We start from the raw sequence: 17,001 nt of genomic DNA, 5'->3' as shown, positions 1-17,001 counted from the left end.
CACGTTGTTTGTTTCGTTCAGTTTTCAAAGAACTACTTGGTCGCTCATTTGCGACTTCCTTATGTTAACATTTTCGTTTTTCGATGTCAACTAAGTTTTTCAATTTCTTTTTGTCGTTTTCTGCGTTTCCGCATCAGCGACGGTTATTAATTTAACATATACAAACTATTAACGTCAACACTTTTTAATAAAAAATTCTTTTTCTTACATAACGAATACATTCTTCTGTGTTAGCTACTCTCCGGAATAAACAGAAAATGATTTTATATCTTTCTTCCATGGCTTTTTTTACAACTTCATGAATACGCTCATCTTCAAAATCAAATAAAAGTTCCTCTAATTCTCTCTTCAATATGTATTCCATTTCTTTTCTCTCTTCTTTTGTCAACATCAGCCCAAGCAAACAATCACCTCAATAATTCCTTACGCAACAATAAACGTTCCGCTCATTTTCAATTATCACAATCCTATCATCCATTATATCCACTACTTACGATATTAATCCTTTGTTCTCTTTTTTATATTTACAGCATATATGTAACTGAAAAGGATTGGACAAAGGGGCGTAATATTATGTTTTTCTTTTTTATTACGAGTAAGAGAAATTTTAAACACATTAGCTTAATAGTGATACTGTCCTTATTTACAGCATGGCTACTCTTTTTAAAAACATATTCACATGAATCTGCTTTTTCAACTGCTACAGGCCCTAAAGTAATTTACAAAGGAGACACCGCTAAAAAGCAAGTTGCATTTACGTTTGATATTAGTTGGGGAGACAAAAAAGCAATTCCAATCCTAGATACTCTTAAAGAAAGAGAAATTAAGAATGCAACATTCTTCCTTTCTGCTGCATGGGCCGAAAGACACCCCGATATTGTAGAGCGAATCATGAAAGACGGACACGAAATCGGTAGTATGGGGTACAATTACACATCCTACACTTCTCTAGAGACAAATGAAATAAGACGAGACCTTTTACGAGCACAAGATGTTTTTACGAAACTTGGTGTAAAACAAGTCAAGCTGTTACGTCCACCTAGTGGCGAATTTAACAAAGCAACCCTTAAAATCGCAGAATCACTTGGATACACCGTCGTGCATTGGAGTAATAATTCAAACGATTGGAAAAACCCAGGTGTAAATAACATCGTTTCCACTGTCTCTAATAATTTGAAAGGTGGAGATATCGTCTTATTACACGCATCCGATTCTGCCCTTCAAACAAATAGAGCTTTACCGCTGCTCCTGCAAAAAATAAAAAGGGATGGATATGAGCAAATATCCGTATCACAACTTATTTCCAACACAAGTACGAAAAGTGAAGATGTGAAGTAGCTTCTTCCCTACCACTCTTCACGCATAAAAAGCTCTACTACCTTTCAAGAAGGTGGTAGAGCTTTTTTAATCATACCATTTCCAGCATTATAACTGCTGGTGTATAAAATCTCTCTATTAAGCTGATTTACTTGTTTTTCCGATTAAACGATGTAATACAAGTAATTGATATGCGTTACATAACAATAGCGGTATAACCATTAAATATAACCAATCTGTATCATTAATCCGAAGCGCCGGTACCCATTCAAGGATCGTTACAACAACCATAAAGAACAGAGCTGGCACAAATGCTTTTTTATTTGTTTCTTTGCTTTTTACATAAGCAACAATTGCTCCAAACACAAATAATATTCCAGCAACAAGTATGTTATTCCCTAACGAGACTTCCCCATTTGCAATAAGTACAGATCTTAAATACACAAAATCAAATAATACGAATGCAATAAAGAAGAGCTGGACTGCATTCCATAAAGAAGATGAGCGGAACATCCCTAGTCCAAAACGGTGGATTGTTAAATATGCAAAGAATCCCATTTGACTTATAACACTAAAAATAAATCCTACACCCATCAGCCAGAAAGATACTGCTAAAATCTCCTTACCGTCGAAATTTTGAAAAAATTTATTGTACTTGTCCCACTCCAAAACAAAACCAATAATAACTGTGCTAATTCCACCAAGAAACAACGTCGTTAAAAATAGTCGTACCCACTTGCGGCTATTCACAACACATCCCCCATTATTCTTATATTTCTAATTAAATTGTATCAATGACAATTTCAAAAAGCTAGCCATGTTCATGTATAAATTCCTTAAAGATATTTATATTAAAAAGAGAGAACTGTGCTGAAAGGAGTTCCAACTTATGAAACGGATGCTATTCATTTTCGTTTCTTCTTTTCTACTTATCGCACTTGCAGCATGCGCACAAGGAAAAGAAACGAAATCCGAACTAGATTACGACCAAACAAAGAAAATGATTGTTGATATTTTAAAAACAGATCAAGGTAAGAAAGCTATTCAAGATGTATTAACTGATGAAAAAATGAAACAAGCACTCATACTAGATGAAACAGTAGTAAAGAAAACGATTGAAGATGCCATGGTATCCGATAAAGGGCAACAATTCTGGGAAAAGCTCTTTAAAGATCCTGAGTTCTCATCGAAGTTCGCTAAAAGTATGGGGAAAGAACAAACCCAATTAATGAAAACCTTATTAAAAGACCCTGAATACCAAGCAGGCGTTATAGAAATTATGAAAAATCCTGAAGTAGAAAAAATGATGTTACAAACAATGAAGAGTAAAGAATACCGTCAATATCTACAACAAGTACTAACAGAAACTGCTGAAAGTCCACTCTTCCAAGCCAAGATGATTGATATCATTAGTAAAGGTGTGCAAAAAGCTGAAAAAGGCGGATCTGGTAAGAAAGAAGCAGGCGGTGACGGTGGTTCTCAAGGCGGGAAGAAGGAAGAATAGTAAAAAATAATAACTATAATAACGAGTGGACAATTTATACATTGTTCACTCGTTATTACTTTATCTTGCTATTAACAGACGAAATGGCCCCCTCTAGTTAAGCGAAAGGTTTACTAGCAACAAAAGCCTTATTGTTGTCAGTAACAGGTGAACCCCACTGATTAAAGTTTCACTTTATTTTTGTGTAACAGCTGTTCTATCAATTACTGTTTCAGCTATTTTACTATAAATAATGCCCGTTGTATGTGTATCTTCATATACTGAAGGAGCAAAGTCTTCTTTATTCCAATCGGGTTGTTGTAGCGGAATGCGACCAAGAACATTCGTTTGTAATTCGGTAGCTAACTTATCTCCCCCGCCTTTTCCAAATACATATTCTTTCTCACCAGTTACCTTACTTTCAAAATATGCCATATTCTCAACAACACCAAGAATACTATGTTCAGTGCGCAATGCCATCGCTCCAGCACGCGCTGCTACAAACGCAGCTGTTGGATGAGGCGTCGTTACAATAATCTCTTTGCAAGATGGCAACATTGAGTGCACATCTAACGCAACATCACCTGTGCCTGGTGGCAAATCTAGTACTAAATAATCTAAATCGCCCCATTCTACTTCTGTGAAGAAGTGGTTTAACATTTTCCCAAGCATAGGTCCTCTCCAAATAACTGGTGCATTATCCTCTACAAAGAAGCCCATTGAGATTACCTTTACACCTAAACGTTCCACCGGAATTATCTTGTCACCTCTTACGATAGGACGTTTTTCTATCCCCATCATGTCTGGCACACTAAAACCGTAAATGTCCGCATCAATAATACCAACTTTTTTTCCTAAACGAGCTAAAGCAACTGCAAGGTTAACGGAAACAGTTGATTTTCCCACGCCACCTTTTCCACTCGCTACTGCTAAGAATGTTGTTTTTGAATTAGGTGACAATAAAGATTCACTTTGCTCTTCTTCTTGTTCCGGTGCAAACTGAGCTAATTCCTCTTCTGTAAATTCTGCAAAACGAAGTCCAACTGTTGCTGCCCCAAGTTCTTTTACTAACTTTACAATTCCAGACTGCAACTGCATTTGTTCCGCTGTACCGGTTTTTACGATTGCAATTTTGACACTCACATGTTCCTTCTCTGGCTTGACTGTTACCTCTTTAATTGCACTTGTTTCTTTTAATGTTTTATGTAAAAACGGATCTACAATCCCTTCTAACGCTTCAACCACTTGCTCTTTCGTTATCATAATTAGCCCAGCCCCCTGTATGAAAAATAACGTAATGTTAATTGAATTTATCTCTGCTTATCCTTGAAATAAATGCGTTTACATTTCCAGTATAACATATTTTCCGAAAACTTCGTTAACGAGAGAAGCTCAAAAAAATCCTCCTTATTCTGGAGGATTTCCTTTTTCCGTGAAATAACGTAATATACCACGGTATATTGCAGCTGCTACCTTTTGCTGATATTTCTCCGAATTTAACATATACCTTTCGTTCACATTCGATAAAAAGCCAGCTTCAATTAAAGCACCTGGTGTTTTAGAATACTTTAATAAATATACATGCGAAATTGTCTTAGCAGAACGATTCGTGTTTTCTAAACTTGTTCTCAATTCAGCCTGTATAAATTTTGCAGCACGTTCATTTTCAATCGAAGAGCGGTAATAGAACGTTTGTGCGCCTTTCGATCCACTACTAGTTAAAGCATTTAAATGAATACTTGCAAAAAAGTCTACATCAGGTTTATTGATGATTTCTACACGTTTTTTTAAATCCTCTGCTTTACGTCTACTATATGACTTTGTATCTTTGTTAGCTAAATCATAATCTCCCTCACGCGTTAAAATAACTAGTGCACCTTGTTCTTGTAAATAGTCTTGTACCTTTTTTGTAATTTCAAGCGTAATATCCTTTTCTATAATATCCTTTCCACCAACAGCCCCTCCATCTGGTCCACCATGCCCAGCATCTAATACAATTACTTTCCCTGATAAGGGTAAATTCCAAGCTCGCCACGATTTTGTAATTTGAAATTCTTGTTTAACTAAAAAAAACAATACAACCGCAGCGAGTGCAAAAGAGATAATTCGAATTCTCTTCATACCTTTCCTCCTCCAGCTAGTCCCTCTAATTACTTATATGGGACAAGAGGAAAGTTTATGCTTGTCTTAATGAAGCTTTAATCGATATCTTCTTTCACCTTTTTCATACCCTTCTTGCCACCACAATCCTATAAACTGCTGACAAGATTCAAAAAGTAATTCCTCATCTTTCAACTTTATTTCTCGCATAGTCATACTCGTTAAAAATTGAAATAGCGTTTCAGTTAATTGTTGTTCTTCTTCTAAAGCTCTATATTTCACATCAAAAATCGATTCACCATAATAACCAAATTTGCTGTATCTCGCTCCTAATAAATAAGATTCTATCCCTAATTCAATACAGTAATCTTCATACTGACGATGAAGCTCTTGCATTTGAAAGGCATCACGAATATTTGAACGCAATGTTTTTAATGATAACTCCCGCAACATCTTCCGCTCGTATTTTAACTGCTTTTCTTTTTGTTTTTCTTGTAAGCTGACAATGACATTCATAGTACTTATAAACCTCCCTAATACGTATTAGTCTAAACTTCTAAAGAAGAAGCATACGCGTGGCGGTAGCACTAAAATATTCCAAGCTATAAAAATTGCAAAAGAGGAATGAAACATAAAAAAACCCCAACCAAAATGGTTGGGGTTTGTAGTTCGCAAAAATTAACGTTTTGAGAACTGAGGTGCACGACGTGCGCCTTTAAGACCGTATTTTTTACGCTCTTTCATACGTGCGTCACGAGTTAATAGACCTGCACGTTTTAGTGTTAGACGGTATTCTGGATCAGCTTTTAATAAAGCGCGAGAAATACCGTGACGAATAGCACCAGCTTGACCAGTGTATCCACCACCATTTACGTTTACAAGTACATCGTAGTTACCTAAAGTTTCTGTTGCAACTAGAGGTTGTTTCACTACTTCACGTAATGCAGCAAATGGGATATAGTTTTCAAAATCACGACCGTTAATGATAACGCGTCCTTCGCCTGGAACTAGGCGTACGCGCGCTACTGAACTCTTACGACGTCCAGTGCCATAGTATTGAACCTGTGCCAAAGTAAGCCCTCCTTTAATTAATTATCCGCGAAGTTCGTAAACTTCTGGTTTTTGTGCTTGGTGTGGATGCTCTGCTCCAGCATACACGTTAAGTTTCTTAGAAACTTGACGGCCTAAGCGTCCTTTTGGAAGCATGCCTTTAATTGCAAGCTCTAACATTTGTACAGGGTAGTTTGTACGCATTTCAAGAGCTGTTCTTTGCTTAAGTCCACCTGGGTGGTTAGTGTGACGGTAGTAAATTTTATCGTTTAATTTATTACCTGTTAAATGAATTTTCTCAGCGTTAATAATAATTACATGATCACCCGTGTCAACGTGTGGTGTAAATGTAGGTTTGTTTTTACCACGTAAAATGGATGCTACTTCACTAGCAAGGCGACCTAAAGTTTGACCTTCAGCATCAACCACATACCATTTACGCTCAACTTCGTTAGCTTTTGCCATAAAAGTCGTACGCATGTGTTTCCCTCCTCGTTATCTTTTCCATAGAAAAAATCTATTGTTTATCTTAAACACGATTTCCTTCCGGGGCTAATCGTGGTTTTAGAAACAATACCATATGTTATGATATACTTTTGAGTTTCTAATGTCAAGCAAATGTTACACCAGGATTAGTTGTTATAGTTTACCTCCCATAAGTAAAGCCCATGACCTGGAGCCATCTTTCCAGCAAACTGACGATTTTGTTTCGCTAAAATCTCTGGAATGCTATCAGGATCAAGCTTTTCTTGCCCTACGCTAAGTAACGTACCAACAATAATTCTGACCATATTATATAAAAATCCATTACCTACAAAACGAAAAATTATTTCATCATTTTGTTCAATTAACTCGATTTCATAAATTGTTCGCACTTTATCTTTTTTGTCAGTTTTTGCCGAACAAAAAGAAGTGAAATCATGTGTTCCAATAAAATAAGGAATTGCTTTTCTTATAGAGTTGATTTCGAGCGGGTATGGATATTGATATACGTAATTTCTACGGAATACATCCGCAGTCTTTGATAATAATACACGATAACGATATTCTTTTTTCTCAACACCGTAACGTGCATGAAATTCTTCTGTTTTTTTCTCTACTTGCCTAATAACAATATCATCTGGCAACATTGTGTTTAAAGCATTAATCCATTGCCACTCTTCAAGAGACAAAGGAGTATCAAAGTGTATTACTTGTCCTTTTGCATGAACTGTAGAATCTGTTCTACCAGATGCCTGAACACGAACAAGTTCTCCCTTATGCAATTTCTGCAATGCTTTTTCTATCTCCTGTTGAACAGTACGATGGTTCGGCTGAATTTGATAACCACAAAAATGCATGCCATCATATGCAACCGTACATTTTATTCTATCCATTTCTCTATTCTCCATTACGATCGCACCCATGCCAAAATACAAGCTAAACAAAATAAGCTGACAATCGTTACTGTATCGCTTGTTTTCCAGCGTAGTTGCCTAAATTTAGTACGTCCTTCACCACTTTGATATCCACGAGCTTCCATCGCAATGGCTAAGTCCTCTGCACGCTTAAAAGCACTGATAAACAGAGGAACGAGCAGTGAAATAATAGCTTTCATTCTATCTTTTATCGGTCCCCCGGCAAAATCAATACCACGTGACGCTTGTGCTTTCATTATTTTACTCGTTTCATCCATTAATGTCGGGATAAAACGAAGAGAAATTGACATCATTAATGCGATTTCATGAACAGGAACCTTTATACGCTTCAACGGCTTTAATAACGTCTCCAAACCATCTGTAATTTCAATAGGTGTCGTCGTTAACGTTAATAATGTCGTCATTAAAATAATAACGAAGAATCGTACAGAAATGTATATCCCTTGCTCTAATCCTTTTTCATATATCGAAAACCAACCAAGCTGGAATAGTACATCTCCCTCCTTATTTGTAAAAATATGCAGGAAAAATGTAAAAAGAAAAATCCATAAAATTGGTTTTAAGCCCGAAAGTACATAACGAATCGGCACTTTTGCAAAAAATAAAGCAATGAGTGCATATAAAAATAAAAATCCATATGAAATCGCATTATTTGCTAAGAAAACAACAAATACATATAAAAAGACAATCAGCAGCTTCGTACGTGGATCAAGTTGATGAATAAGTGAATTCCCCGGGATATATCTCCCAATAATCAACTGCTGCATGATTCATGACCACCTTTTCGTAACACCTGCACAACTTCATGAGTAAGATCCTCTAAAGATAAGGTAGCCTTTGGAATTGAAATACCAAACTTCTCTTCAATTGCACGTTTATACTTTAATGACATAGGAAGATCCACACCAATTTTCTCTAGTTCATCGGCATGTGAAAATACTTCCTCTGCACTTCCTTGCAAAAAGACCGTTCCTTTATGCATAACTACAATCTGCTCCGCATACTGAGCAGCATCCTCCATATTATGCGTTACAAGGATAACTGTAAGCCCCTTTTCCTTGTGCAGCTTATAAAACATCTCCATAAGTTCGTTCTGCCCTTTTGGATCTAGTCCTGCTGTAGGTTCATCTAATACAAGCACTTCAGGTTCCATCGCCAGTACACCCGCTATAGCAACACGTCTCATTTGTCCACCACTTAATTCGAACGGAGAACGTGTTAACAGTTCCGGTTCTAGCCCTACAAGTTCAATTGCCTTTCTAGCCTTTTGCCTTGCTTCGTCTACAGATACTCCAAAATTAGTAGGGCCGAAACAAATATCTTTCTCCACAGTCTCTTCAAACAACTGATGTTCTGGGAATTGAAAGACAACCCCTACTTTTTTACGTAGTGGCTTTAACTTTTTTTCTTTCTTTCCTGCCGAAATCAAATGTTCACCAATTTGAACTGTACCATTTGTCGGCTGCAATAAACCATTTAAATGTTGAATCATCGTTGACTTACCTGAACCAGTATGACCAATAATGGCATAATAGCCCCCACTTGGAAACGACACATCTACATCATAAAGTGCGCGTCTTTCAAATGGAGTTTTATATTGATAACGATGCTCTACTTTTTGGAATGTAATCTCCAAAGTTCGTTCACCAAGCTTTCCATTGTAAGATGCGTATTTTGCAAGAGAATTTCATTTCTTTTTAATAATTCTGCTATTTTCACTGAAAACGGTACATCTAAGCCAATTTCTTGGAGCATATGAGAGGATTTGAAAATTTTTTCTGGAGTCCCTTCCTCTAATATTTCTCCCTTATTTAAAATAATGACACGATCTGACTGTGCCGCTTCTTCTAAATCGTGCGTAATCGATAACACGGTAATACCTTTTTGAGTAACAAGTTGTCTAACCGTTTCTACTACTTCACGTCTCCCTTGAGGGTCTAACATTGACGTTGCTTCATCTAATATTAAAATAGATGGCTGAAGTGCTAAAACGCCTGCTATTGCCACTCGCTGCTTTTGCCCACCAGATAAGGAATGAGGCTCATCATTAAGAAAATCTTCCATACGGACAAGTCGCAAGGCCTGTTCTAATCTTTCAATCATTTGTTCTCTTGGCATTCCGATATTCTCTAAGCCAAATACAACATCATCTTGCACTGTTGTTCCAACAAATTGATTATCTGGATTTTGAAATACCATTCCAATTTGTTTTCGAACATCCCATACCGTTTCCTCTGATAAAACCATTGTATCATTTACTGTAATAGTCCCTGCTTCTGGCAAAAACAAACCATTCAATAATTTTGCAAGTGTAGACTTTCCTGAACCGTTTTGTCCAATAATAGATACCCACTCTCCCTCATATAAGGAAAATGAAACATCTTTTAATGCATAAGTGGCTGCCCCAGGATATTGAAATGATATATTTTCTATCCGAAGTTTCTCTTTTTTCAATAGAAGGCACCCTTTCCTTCGCACAGTTAGCCTATTTTTATATTTAAAAAAAAGGGCCATGACCAGTTTCTTGAAAAGAACTGTCCTGCCCTTTTAATTATCATTATACTAACTCGATAATTACCATTGGTGCTGCGTCTCCGCGACGTGGACCAATTTTTGCAATACGAGTGTATCCGCCTTGGCGCTCAGCATAGCGTGGAGCTACATCAGCGAATAGTTTTTGAAGTGCATCTTGACCAGTCTCAGCGTTAGCTACTTCATTGCGAATGAAAGCTGCTGCTTGACGACGAGCATGAAGATCTCCGCGTTTACCTAAAGTGATCATTTTTTCCACTACAGAACGAAGTTCTTTTGCACGAGTTTCTGTCGTTTGGATGCGCTCGTTGATAATTAAATCAGTAGCTAAATCACGTAACATAGCTTTACGTTGCGCACTTGTACGGCCTAATTTTCTGTATGCCATTCGTAGTTCCCTCCTTTGTTGATGGGTTTAAATCCTCAGTCGTCTTTACGTAAACCTAAACCTAATTCCTCAAGTTTATGTTTAACTTCTTCTAAGGATTTACGTCCTAAGTTACGAACTTTCATCATATCTTCTTCTGTTTTGTTCGCAAGCTCTTGTACAGTATTAATTCCTGCACGTTTTAGGCAATTATAAGAACGAACAGAAAGGTCTAGTTCTTCGATAGTCATCTCAAGAACTTTCTCTTTTTGATCTTCTTCCTTCTCGACCATAATCTCAGCATTTTGTGCTTCATCAGTTAAACCAACAAAGATATTTAAATGCTCAGTTAAGATTTTGGCACCTAAAGAGATAGCTTCTTTTGGCCCGATGCTTCCATCCGTCCATACATCAAGCGTAAGCTTATCATAATTAGCCACTTGTCCGACACGTGTCTTTTCCACTTGGTAAGTCACACGTGATACTGGAGTATAAATAGAATCAATAGGAATTACTCCTATTGGTTGATCTTCGCTTTTATTTGCATCAGCTGGCGTATACCCACGGCCACGCTTTGCAGTTAAACGCACGCGGAAATGCGCATCTTTTGCTAACGTTGCAATGTGTAAATCTGGATTTAAGATTTCTACATCACTATCGTGAGTAATATCAGCAGCTGTGACAATACCTTCGCCCTGTACATCAATTTCCAACGTCTTCTCTTCTTCAGAGTAGATTTTAAGAGCTAACTTTTTCAAGTTTAAGATGATCGTCGTAACGTCTTCTACTACGCCCTCAACTGTTGAAAATTCATGTAATACGCCATCGATTTGGATAGCAGTAACAGCGGCACCAGGGAGTGAGGATAAAAGAATACGACGTAAGGAGTTACCCAAAGTAGTACCATATCCACGCTCAAGCGGTTCAATTACGAATTTACCATATTTAGCATCTTCGTTAAGTTCAACCGTTTCGATTTTCGGCTTTTCGATTTCAATCATTAACTAAACCCTCCTTCAAAACGTCGAAACTCCGGTTAAACAAAGGTATAACCCCTGTCTAACCGAAAGTCCCCCTTAGGCAGTTCCCGATTGTGCACAACAAGCGATGTTTCTGTACGAAATTTCTCGATAATGCATCATATCCATTATAGACAAAAGGGAAAATTCTATACAGAAAAATTACACACGACGACGTTTTGGTGGACGACATCCATTATGAGGAACTGGAGTAACATCTCTAATTGCTGTTACTTCTAGACCTGCAGCTTGAAGAGCACGAATTGCAGCTTCACGACCAGCACCAGGACCTTTAACAGTAACCTCTAAAGTTTTTAAACCGTGTTCCATTGCAGCTTTAGCAGCAGTTTCAGCAGCCATTTGCGCAGCGAATGGAGTAGATTTACGAGATCCACGGAAACCAAGTGCACCAGCACTAGACCAAGAAAGTGCGTTACCGTGAGTATCTGTAAGTGTTACGATTGTGTTGTTGAAAGTAGAACGAATATGAGCTATACCAGCTTCAATATTCTTTTTCACACGTTTTTTACGAGTGTTTGTTTTACGTGCCATTGTTAGTTCAACCTCCTTTACTTATTATTTCTTTTTATTTGCTACTGTACGACGTGGACCTTTACGTGTACGAGCATTGTTTTTAGAGTTTTGACCACGAACTGGTAAACCACGACGGTGACGAAGACCACGGTAAGAACCGATCTCCATTAGACGTTTGATGTTAAGAGATACTTCACGACGAAGGTCTCCCTCAACTTTAATACGATCGATGATATCACGGATACGTCCTAATTCGTCTTCCGTTAAATCACGAACTCGTGTTTCTTCAGAAATACCTGCTTCAGCAAGAATTTTTTCAGCAGTTGTGCGACCAATGCCGAATACGTAAGTTAAAGAAATAACAACGCGTTTGTCTCGAGGAATATCTACACCTGCGATACGTGCCATTACGAATGCACCTCCTTCTGATTAACCTTGTTTTTGTTTATGTTTAGGGTTTTCACAAATAACCATTACTTTTCCACGTCTACGAATAACTTTACATTTTTCGCAGATTGGTTTAACTGACGGTCTTACTTTCATGTCTCGAACCTCCTTAAAGATTACGGAGTGCTATATTATTTAAAACGGTACGTAATACGACCACGATTTAAATCGTACGGAGATAATTCTACCGTAACTTTGTCTCCTGGTAAAATACGAATGAAGTTCATACGGATTTTACCAGAAACGTGAGCCAATACGACATGCCCATTCTCTAATTCTACTTTGAACATAGCATTTGGCAACGTTTCAAGAACGGTACCTTCGACTTCAATTACATCATCTTTAGCCATTCAATAGTTCTCCCTTCTTCAAATCAGTAACATTTTACACTGCTCTGAAATCCCGGAGAGCCAGCTACTTATAAAGTGGTAAGGATTTCGTATCCTGCTTCTGTAAGAGCAATCGTGTGCTCAAAATGGGCACACCATTTACCATCTACCGTTACCACTGTCCAGTCATCAGATAGTGTTTTTACATATCGTCTTCCTTGATTCACCATCGGCTCAACACAGATGACCATTCCCGGCTTTAATCTAGGGCCTCTATTGGGTGGACCATAGTGCGGGATTTGAGGGTCCTCATGTAAGTCTTGCCCGATTCCGTGACCAACATACTCCCTAACGATCGAGAATCCATTCTCTTCAGCATGGGTTTGAACCGCATGTGAGATATTTGATAATCTCTCGCCTGGTTTTACTTGTTCTAGACCAAGATACAACGATTTTTCTGTGACATCAAGTAGCTTTTGAACAGATTCAGAAATGTTTCCAACTGGATACGTCCATGCAGAATCTCCATGGTACCCATTGTATTTCGCACCAATATCGATACTGATGATATCGCCCTCTTTGAGCTTGCGCTTCCCTGGAATTCCGTGTACAAGCTCTTCATTTACAGAAGCACATATGCTCCCCGGAAATCCGTTGTATCCTTTAAAAGATGGCGTAGCACCATATTTTTGAATCGTCTTTTCCGCTATTTGATCGAGCTCTTTCGTTGTAATTCCTGGAGTAATGTGCTGTTTCAACTCTTGATGAGTCAAAGCAACGATCCTGCCAGCTTCTCGCATGATTTCTATCTCGCGAGGAGTTTTGCAGATTATCATTACGCTAAGCCTCCGATGAGAACATCGATATCAGCAAATACTTTATTGATATCTTGCTCACCATTAATGCTTTGTAAGTAACCAAGCTCTTCGTAGAAATCAAGCAAAGGTTTTGTTTGCTTAATATTTACATCTAAACGATTTGCTACAGTTTCTTCATTGTCATCAGAGCGTTGATATAATTCGCCACCACATTTATCGCACACATCAGCTTTTGCTGGTGGATTGAATTCTAAGTGGTAAGTCGCACCGCACTCTTTACAAATGCGACGGCCTGTAAGGCGTTTTAATAACAACCCTGAATCCACATTAATGTTTAAAACATAGTCGATTTTTTTGCCAAGATCTTTCATAATTTCTTCAAGAGCTGATGCTTGTGCAACAGTTCGTGGGAAACCGTCTAGTAAGAAACCTCTTACGCAGTCGTCTTGACTTAAACGTTCACGAACGATTCCGATTGTAACTTCATCTGGAACAAGTGCACCTTTATCAATAAAAGATTTTGCTTGTAGACCCATTTCAGTTTCAGCCTTCATAGCTGCACGGAACATGTCTCCTGTTGAAATGTGAGGGATGTTATACTTGGCAACAATCTGTTCGGCTTGTGTACCTTTACCAGCACCAGGAAGCCCCATTAAAATTAAGTTCATCCTTGTTCCCCCTCAGAGTACATGAGCATGTAGGGAAGACAATTCTTCCCACTTACTCACTGCTTGATAAACCCTTTGTAATGGCGTTTTACCAGTTGGCTTTCTAGCTGCTTCATTGTTTCTAAAGCAACGCCGACAACGATTAACATACTCGTTCCACCGATCTGTGCAGATGGAGGAAGATTTCCCAATTTCGTAAAGATAACTGGTAAGATTGCAATCGCTGCTAGGAAAATTGATCCTACAAAGGTCAAACGATACAAGATTTTTGTTAGATATTGTTCCGTATTCTTACCCGGACGAATACCTGGAACATATCCACCTTGCTTGTTTAGATTCTCTGACATTTGCTCTGGATTAACCTGAACAAATGCATAGAAATATGTGAAGGCTACAATGAGCGCAACATATATGATCATTCCCACTGGGTGAGAATAGTTAAAGTTTGCAATAATCCACTGCGATACATCATGTTTCGGGAAGAACTGTGCAATAGTCGGAGGCGTAATTAAGAATGAAACAGCAAAAATTACTGGAATAACACCAGCACTATTTACCTTAAGCGGTAAATGTGTGTTTTGTGCTCCAGCATAACCACCATTTCCTCCTGTTACACGCTTCGCATATTGAATTGGGATCTTTCTAACAGCCTGTTGAATGAAAATAACACCCACAATAACTGCTAGCACAGCTAGTAAAATCAACGCAACTTTAACGATACTCATGAACAATTGATCTCCGATATTTTGAAACTGTTGCTGATACACTTGAGATATAACACTTGGGATCGCTGCGGCAATACCGCCAAAGATAAGGATGGAAATACCATTACCTACACCTTTAGCTGTAATCTGTTCACCTAACCACATTAAAAATGCAGTACCAGCAGTCAGTACCGTAGCAATGTATAAATAAGTGCTCCAACCTGGATTCAAAATTAATTGTCCACCTACCATACCGTTAAAACCGATTGACATACCAAACCCCTGAATAAACGCAAGAACAATTGTAAAGTAACGCGTGAATTGCGTTAATTTACGACGGCCCATTTCCCCTTGCTTCGACCATTCCGAAAATTTAGGAACAACATCCATCTGCAATAATTGCACGATGATGGATGCTGTAATATACGGCATGATTCCCATCGCAAAGATGGAGAAGTTTTTCAAGGCTCCACCGCCAAATGTATTTAGAATACCTAAAGCATTTAATTGATCTTGTGCCTTCAGTACGTCTCCATTTGTAAATGGCACGGGGATAAACGTGCCAATCCTGAATACGATTAACATCGCTAAAGTGAATAATATTTTACGTCTTATCTCAGCAACGCGCATAAAGTTGGAGATTGTACGAAACATTAGATCACCTCAACTGATCCGCCAGCTGCTTCAATTGCTTCTTTAGCACTTGAAGAGAACTTGTGCGCTTTAACAGTTAGTTTTTTCTCTACTGCTCCGCTTGCAAGAACTTTAACACCGTCGTTTAACTTGCTGATAACGCCAGTTTCCAGCAATAATTCAGGTGTTACTTCTGTACCATCTTCAAAACGATTTAACGTTGATAAGTTTACAATAGCAAACTCTTTACGGTTAATGTTTGTGAAGCCGCGTTTTGGTAAACGACGGAATAATGGAGTTTGACCACCTTCGAAGCCAAGACGAACACCGCCGCCAGAACGTGCGTTTTGTCCTTTATGACCTTTACCAGCAGTTTTACCGTTACCAGAACCGATACCACGACCGACACGGTTACGTACTTTACGAGAACCTTCTGCAGGTTTTAATTCATGAAGTTTCATTCCCAGGCACCTCCTTATATTAATGAGTTATCCTTAAGCTTCTTTTACAGTTACAAGGTGAGAAACTTTGTTGATCATACCAAGAATAGCAGGAGTTTCTTCCTTAACTACAGTTGAATTCAACTTTTTAAGACCTAAAGCTTCTACCGTCGCACGTTGATCTTGTGGACGACCAATTACACTACGAGTGAGGGTAATTTCTAACTTTTTCGCCATTTGTTTTCCCTCCTTAACCTAGTAGCTCTTCTACAGATTTACCGCGTAATTTTGCAACATCTTCAGCGCGCTTAAGTTCGCTTAATCCGTTCACAGTAGCGCGAATCATGTTGATTGGTGTGTTAGAACCAAGAGATTTCGAAAGAATATCTTGTACACCAGCTAATTCAAGGACCGCACGAACAGGTCCACCAGCAATAACACCAGTACCCTCAGCAGCAGGTTTTAAGAATACTTCACCAGCGCCAAAATGACCATTGATTGTGTGTGGAATTGTTGTACCAACTAATGGTACAGCGATTAAGTTTTTCTTAGCGTCTTCGATAGCTTTACGGATTGCGTCTGGTACCTCTTGTGCTTTACCAGTACCGAATCCAACATGACCGTTTTTATCGCCAACTACAACTAGTGCAGCAAAGCGGAAACGACGACCACCCTTAACAACTTTCGCGACACGATTTATCGTAACTACACGTTCTTCAAGTTCTAATTTACTTGGGTCAATGCGATGCATCAATTTTCCCTCCTTTGACCATTAAAATTGTAATCCAGCCTCACGAGCAGCTTCAGCTAGAGCTTTAACACGGCCATGGTATAAGTAACCACCGCGATCAAATACTACTTCTTTAACGCCTTTCTCTACAGCACGCTTAGCAACTGATTCTCCAACTTTCGTAGCAGCTTCAATATTGCTAGTACCGTTAAGAGCAAGGTCTTTATCAAGAGTAGATGCACTTACTAACGTTACACCATTCACATCATCAATAACTTGAGCGTAAATATGTTGGTTAGAACGGAACACGTTTAAACGTGGACGCTCTGCAGTACCAGTAAGTTTAGCACGTACACGTGCATGTCTTTTCTTACGAGTCGCATTTTTATCAGCTTTAGTGATCATTCTTGTC

26 protein-coding genes are annotated in these 17,001 nt (G+C 38.4%); 2 read left to right on the top strand and 24 right to left on the bottom strand.

What is annotated here, in order from left to right; translation table 11 throughout:
* Window positions 1-184: 184 nt before the first annotated feature.
* Window positions 185-403, bottom strand: a complete 219-nt coding sequence (locus QO049_RS24830; RefSeq protein WP_000901147.1) for a hypothetical protein — start codon at window positions 401-403, stop codon at window positions 185-187.
* Between the two features lie 170 nt (window positions 404-573).
* Here QO049_RS24830 and pdaB point away from each other — a divergent pair, with 170 nt between their 5' ends.
* Complete coding sequence (gene pdaB, locus QO049_RS24825; protein ID WP_000464704.1) at window positions 574-1,338, top strand: polysaccharide deacetylase family sporulation protein PdaB; 765 nt, start codon at window positions 574-576, stop codon at window positions 1,336-1,338.
* Window positions 1,339-1,455: 117 nt separating this feature from the next.
* Here the strand turns inward: pdaB and kbaA are convergent, their stop codons facing one another.
* Window positions 1,456-2,067, bottom strand: coding sequence for a KinB signaling pathway activation protein KbaA (gene kbaA, locus QO049_RS24820; protein ID WP_001088526.1), 612 nt, complete (start codon window positions 2,065-2,067; stop codon window positions 1,456-1,458).
* A 139-nt stretch (window positions 2,068-2,206) separates the two neighbouring features.
* Between kbaA and gerD the strand changes: the two genes are divergently transcribed.
* The gene (gene gerD / locus QO049_RS24815) at window positions 2,207-2,821 is read left to right on the top strand and encodes a spore germination lipoprotein GerD (protein WP_000827296.1); all 615 of its coding nucleotides are present in this window, start codon (window positions 2,207-2,209) and stop codon (window positions 2,819-2,821) included.
* A 174-nt stretch (window positions 2,822-2,995) separates the two neighbouring features.
* On the opposite strand, the gene QO049_RS24810 is transcribed toward gerD, so the two are convergent.
* The 22 genes from QO049_RS24810 to rplR form a co-directional block, all read right to left on the bottom strand.
* A complete protein-coding gene (locus tag QO049_RS24810) occupies window positions 2,996-4,063 on the bottom strand; it encodes an Mrp/NBP35 family ATP-binding protein (protein ID WP_000628846.1) in 1,068 nt (355 codons plus the stop codon).
* A gap of 144 nt (window positions 4,064-4,207) precedes the next feature.
* A complete protein-coding gene (gene cwlD / locus QO049_RS24805) occupies window positions 4,208-4,921 on the bottom strand; it encodes an N-acetylmuramoyl-L-alanine amidase CwlD (protein ID WP_000822439.1) in 714 nt (237 codons plus the stop codon).
* 66 nt (window positions 4,922-4,987) lie between these two features.
* Window positions 4,988-5,416 (bottom strand): DUF2521 family protein, encoded by a 429-nt coding sequence (locus tag QO049_RS24800; protein WP_001101007.1) that lies wholly within the window; start codon window positions 5,414-5,416, stop codon window positions 4,988-4,990.
* A 162-nt stretch (window positions 5,417-5,578) separates the two neighbouring features.
* Window positions 5,579-5,971, bottom strand: coding sequence for a 30S ribosomal protein S9 (gene rpsI / locus QO049_RS24795; RefSeq protein ID WP_000079986.1), 393 nt, complete (start codon window positions 5,969-5,971; stop codon window positions 5,579-5,581).
* A 21-nt stretch (window positions 5,972-5,992) separates the two neighbouring features.
* The gene (gene rplM, locus QO049_RS24790; RefSeq protein WP_001260793.1) at window positions 5,993-6,430 is read right to left on the bottom strand and encodes a 50S ribosomal protein L13; all 438 of its coding nucleotides are present in this window, start codon (window positions 6,428-6,430) and stop codon (window positions 5,993-5,995) included.
* 152 nt (window positions 6,431-6,582) lie between these two features.
* Window positions 6,583-7,326: a tRNA pseudouridine(38-40) synthase TruA gene (gene truA, locus QO049_RS24785; protein WP_340689344.1), complete on the bottom strand. Its 744-nt coding sequence runs from the start codon at window positions 7,324-7,326 to the stop codon at window positions 6,583-6,585.
* Between the two features lie 14 nt (window positions 7,327-7,340).
* Window positions 7,341-8,135 (bottom strand): energy-coupling factor transporter transmembrane component T family protein, encoded by a 795-nt coding sequence (locus tag QO049_RS24780; protein ID WP_001186526.1) that lies wholly within the window; start codon window positions 8,133-8,135, stop codon window positions 7,341-7,343.
* Window positions 8,123-9,004, bottom strand: a complete 882-nt coding sequence (locus QO049_RS24775; protein WP_000406535.1) for an energy-coupling factor ABC transporter ATP-binding protein — start codon at window positions 9,002-9,004, stop codon at window positions 8,123-8,125. The genes QO049_RS24780 and QO049_RS24775 overlap by 13 nt, the downstream gene beginning before the upstream one ends.
* Complete coding sequence (locus tag QO049_RS24770) at window positions 8,980-9,822, bottom strand: energy-coupling factor ABC transporter ATP-binding protein (RefSeq protein WP_000711759.1); 843 nt, start codon at window positions 9,820-9,822, stop codon at window positions 8,980-8,982. The genes QO049_RS24775 and QO049_RS24770 overlap by 25 nt, the downstream gene beginning before the upstream one ends.
* A 103-nt stretch (window positions 9,823-9,925) precedes the next feature.
* Entirely contained in the window at window positions 9,926-10,288 is a 363-nt protein-coding gene (gene rplQ, locus QO049_RS24765; protein ID WP_000331490.1) for a 50S ribosomal protein L17, read from the bottom strand.
* 35 nt (window positions 10,289-10,323) lie between these two features.
* The gene (locus tag QO049_RS24760; RefSeq protein WP_000569643.1) at window positions 10,324-11,268 is read right to left on the bottom strand and encodes a DNA-directed RNA polymerase subunit alpha; all 945 of its coding nucleotides are present in this window, start codon (window positions 11,266-11,268) and stop codon (window positions 10,324-10,326) included.
* 180 nt (window positions 11,269-11,448) lie between these two features.
* Window positions 11,449-11,838, bottom strand: coding sequence for a 30S ribosomal protein S11 (gene rpsK / locus QO049_RS24755; protein WP_000101798.1), 390 nt, complete (start codon window positions 11,836-11,838; stop codon window positions 11,449-11,451).
* 24 nt (window positions 11,839-11,862) lie between these two features.
* Complete coding sequence (rpsM, locus tag QO049_RS24750) at window positions 11,863-12,228, bottom strand: 30S ribosomal protein S13 (protein ID WP_000090788.1); 366 nt, start codon at window positions 12,226-12,228, stop codon at window positions 11,863-11,865.
* A 21-nt stretch (window positions 12,229-12,249) separates the two neighbouring features.
* Window positions 12,250-12,363, bottom strand: coding sequence for a 50S ribosomal protein L36 (gene rpmJ, locus QO049_RS24745; RefSeq protein ID WP_000868344.1), 114 nt, complete (start codon window positions 12,361-12,363; stop codon window positions 12,250-12,252).
* A gap of 35 nt (window positions 12,364-12,398) precedes the next feature.
* On the bottom strand, window positions 12,399-12,617 hold the full coding sequence (gene infA, locus QO049_RS24740; RefSeq protein WP_001029884.1) for a translation initiation factor IF-1: 219 nt from the start codon (window positions 12,615-12,617) through the stop codon (window positions 12,399-12,401).
* A 68-nt stretch (window positions 12,618-12,685) separates the two neighbouring features.
* Window positions 12,686-13,432 (bottom strand): type I methionyl aminopeptidase, encoded by a 747-nt coding sequence (gene map, locus QO049_RS24735; RefSeq protein ID WP_000582539.1) that lies wholly within the window; start codon window positions 13,430-13,432, stop codon window positions 12,686-12,688.
* Window positions 13,432-14,082 carry an adenylate kinase gene (locus tag QO049_RS24730; RefSeq protein ID WP_001048989.1) on the bottom strand — a complete coding sequence of 217 codons (651 nt, stop codon included), beginning with the start codon at window positions 14,080-14,082 and terminating at the stop codon, window positions 13,432-13,434. Before QO049_RS24730 ends, map begins: the two co-directional genes overlap by 1 nt.
* Before the next feature lie 56 nt (window positions 14,083-14,138).
* Window positions 14,139-15,440 carry a preprotein translocase subunit SecY gene (gene secY, locus QO049_RS24725; protein ID WP_000490117.1) on the bottom strand — a complete coding sequence of 434 codons (1,302 nt, stop codon included), beginning with the start codon at window positions 15,438-15,440 and terminating at the stop codon, window positions 14,139-14,141.
* Window positions 15,440-15,880, bottom strand: coding sequence for a 50S ribosomal protein L15 (rplO, locus tag QO049_RS24720; RefSeq protein ID WP_000766081.1), 441 nt, complete (start codon window positions 15,878-15,880; stop codon window positions 15,440-15,442). The genes secY and rplO overlap by 1 nt, the downstream gene beginning before the upstream one ends.
* A 33-nt stretch (window positions 15,881-15,913) precedes the next feature.
* Window positions 15,914-16,096 (bottom strand): 50S ribosomal protein L30, encoded by a 183-nt coding sequence (rpmD, locus tag QO049_RS24715; RefSeq protein WP_001085234.1) that lies wholly within the window; start codon window positions 16,094-16,096, stop codon window positions 15,914-15,916.
* Window positions 16,097-16,109: 13 nt separating this feature from the next.
* Complete coding sequence (gene rpsE / locus QO049_RS24710; protein WP_000554646.1) at window positions 16,110-16,610, bottom strand: 30S ribosomal protein S5; 501 nt, start codon at window positions 16,608-16,610, stop codon at window positions 16,110-16,112.
* A 21-nt stretch (window positions 16,611-16,631) separates the two neighbouring features.
* Complete coding sequence (gene rplR / locus QO049_RS24705) at window positions 16,632-16,994, bottom strand: 50S ribosomal protein L18 (RefSeq protein WP_000628816.1); 363 nt, start codon at window positions 16,992-16,994, stop codon at window positions 16,632-16,634.
* Window positions 16,995-17,001: the final 7 nt, after the last annotated feature.

Source organism: Bacillus sp. RB3 (assembly GCF_030164735.1).
Taxonomy (GTDB): domain Bacteria; phylum Bacillota; class Bacilli; order Bacillales; family Bacillaceae_G; genus Bacillus_A; species Bacillus_A cereus.
This window is presented reverse-complemented; position numbering and strand designations above follow the sequence as displayed.

Excerpts from the sequence above, each read along its gene's own strand:
- pdaB (WP_000464704.1), top strand. The coding sequence starts at position 574 with ATGTTTTTCTTTTTTATTACGAGTAAGAGAAATTTTAAACACATTAGC.
- gerD (WP_000827296.1), top strand. The coding sequence starts at position 2,207 with ATGAAACGGATGCTATTCATTTTCGTTTCTTCTTTTCTACTTATCGCA.
- QO049_RS24810 (WP_000628846.1), bottom strand. The coding sequence starts at position 4,063 with ATGATAACGAAAGAGCAAGTGGTTGAAGCGTTAGAAGGGATTGTAGAT.
- cwlD (WP_000822439.1), bottom strand. The coding sequence starts at position 4,921 with ATGAAGAGAATTCGAATTATCTCTTTTGCACTCGCTGCGGTTGTATTG.
- QO049_RS24800 (WP_001101007.1), bottom strand. The coding sequence starts at position 5,416 with ATGAATGTCATTGTCAGCTTACAAGAAAAACAAAAAGAAAAGCAGTTA.
- rplM (WP_001260793.1), bottom strand. The coding sequence starts at position 6,430 with ATGCGTACGACTTTTATGGCAAAAGCTAACGAAGTTGAGCGTAAATGG.
- truA (WP_340689344.1), bottom strand. The coding sequence starts at position 7,326 with ATGGATAGAATAAAATGTACGGTTGCATATGATGGCATGCATTTTTGT.
- QO049_RS24780 (WP_001186526.1), bottom strand. The coding sequence starts at position 8,135 with ATGCAGCAGTTGATTATTGGGAGATATATCCCGGGGAATTCACTTATT.
- rplQ (WP_000331490.1), bottom strand. The coding sequence starts at position 10,288 with ATGGCATACAGAAAATTAGGCCGTACAAGTGCGCAACGTAAAGCTATG.
- QO049_RS24760 (WP_000569643.1), bottom strand. The coding sequence starts at position 11,268 with ATGATTGAAATCGAAAAGCCGAAAATCGAAACGGTTGAACTTAACGAA.
- rpsK (WP_000101798.1), bottom strand. The coding sequence starts at position 11,838 with ATGGCACGTAAAACAAACACTCGTAAAAAACGTGTGAAAAAGAATATT.
- rpsM (WP_000090788.1), bottom strand. The coding sequence starts at position 12,228 with ATGGCACGTATCGCAGGTGTAGATATTCCTCGAGACAAACGCGTTGTT.
- rpmJ (WP_000868344.1), bottom strand. The coding sequence starts at position 12,363 with ATGAAAGTAAGACCGTCAGTTAAACCAATCTGCGAAAAATGTAAAGTT.
- infA (WP_001029884.1), bottom strand. The coding sequence starts at position 12,617 with ATGGCTAAAGATGATGTAATTGAAGTCGAAGGTACCGTTCTTGAAACG.
- map (WP_000582539.1), bottom strand. The coding sequence starts at position 13,432 with ATGATAATCTGCAAAACTCCTCGCGAGATAGAAATCATGCGAGAAGCT.
- QO049_RS24730 (WP_001048989.1), bottom strand. The coding sequence starts at position 14,082 with ATGAACTTAATTTTAATGGGGCTTCCTGGTGCTGGTAAAGGTACACAA.
- secY (WP_000490117.1), bottom strand. The coding sequence starts at position 15,440 with ATGTTTCGTACAATCTCCAACTTTATGCGCGTTGCTGAGATAAGACGT.
- rplO (WP_000766081.1), bottom strand. The coding sequence starts at position 15,880 with ATGAAACTTCATGAATTAAAACCTGCAGAAGGTTCTCGTAAAGTACGT.
- rpmD (WP_001085234.1), bottom strand. The coding sequence starts at position 16,096 with ATGGCGAAAAAGTTAGAAATTACCCTCACTCGTAGTGTAATTGGTCGT.
- rpsE (WP_000554646.1), bottom strand. The coding sequence starts at position 16,610 with ATGCATCGCATTGACCCAAGTAAATTAGAACTTGAAGAACGTGTAGTT.
- rplR (WP_000628816.1), bottom strand. The coding sequence starts at position 16,994 with ATGATCACTAAAGCTGATAAAAATGCGACTCGTAAGAAAAGACATGCA.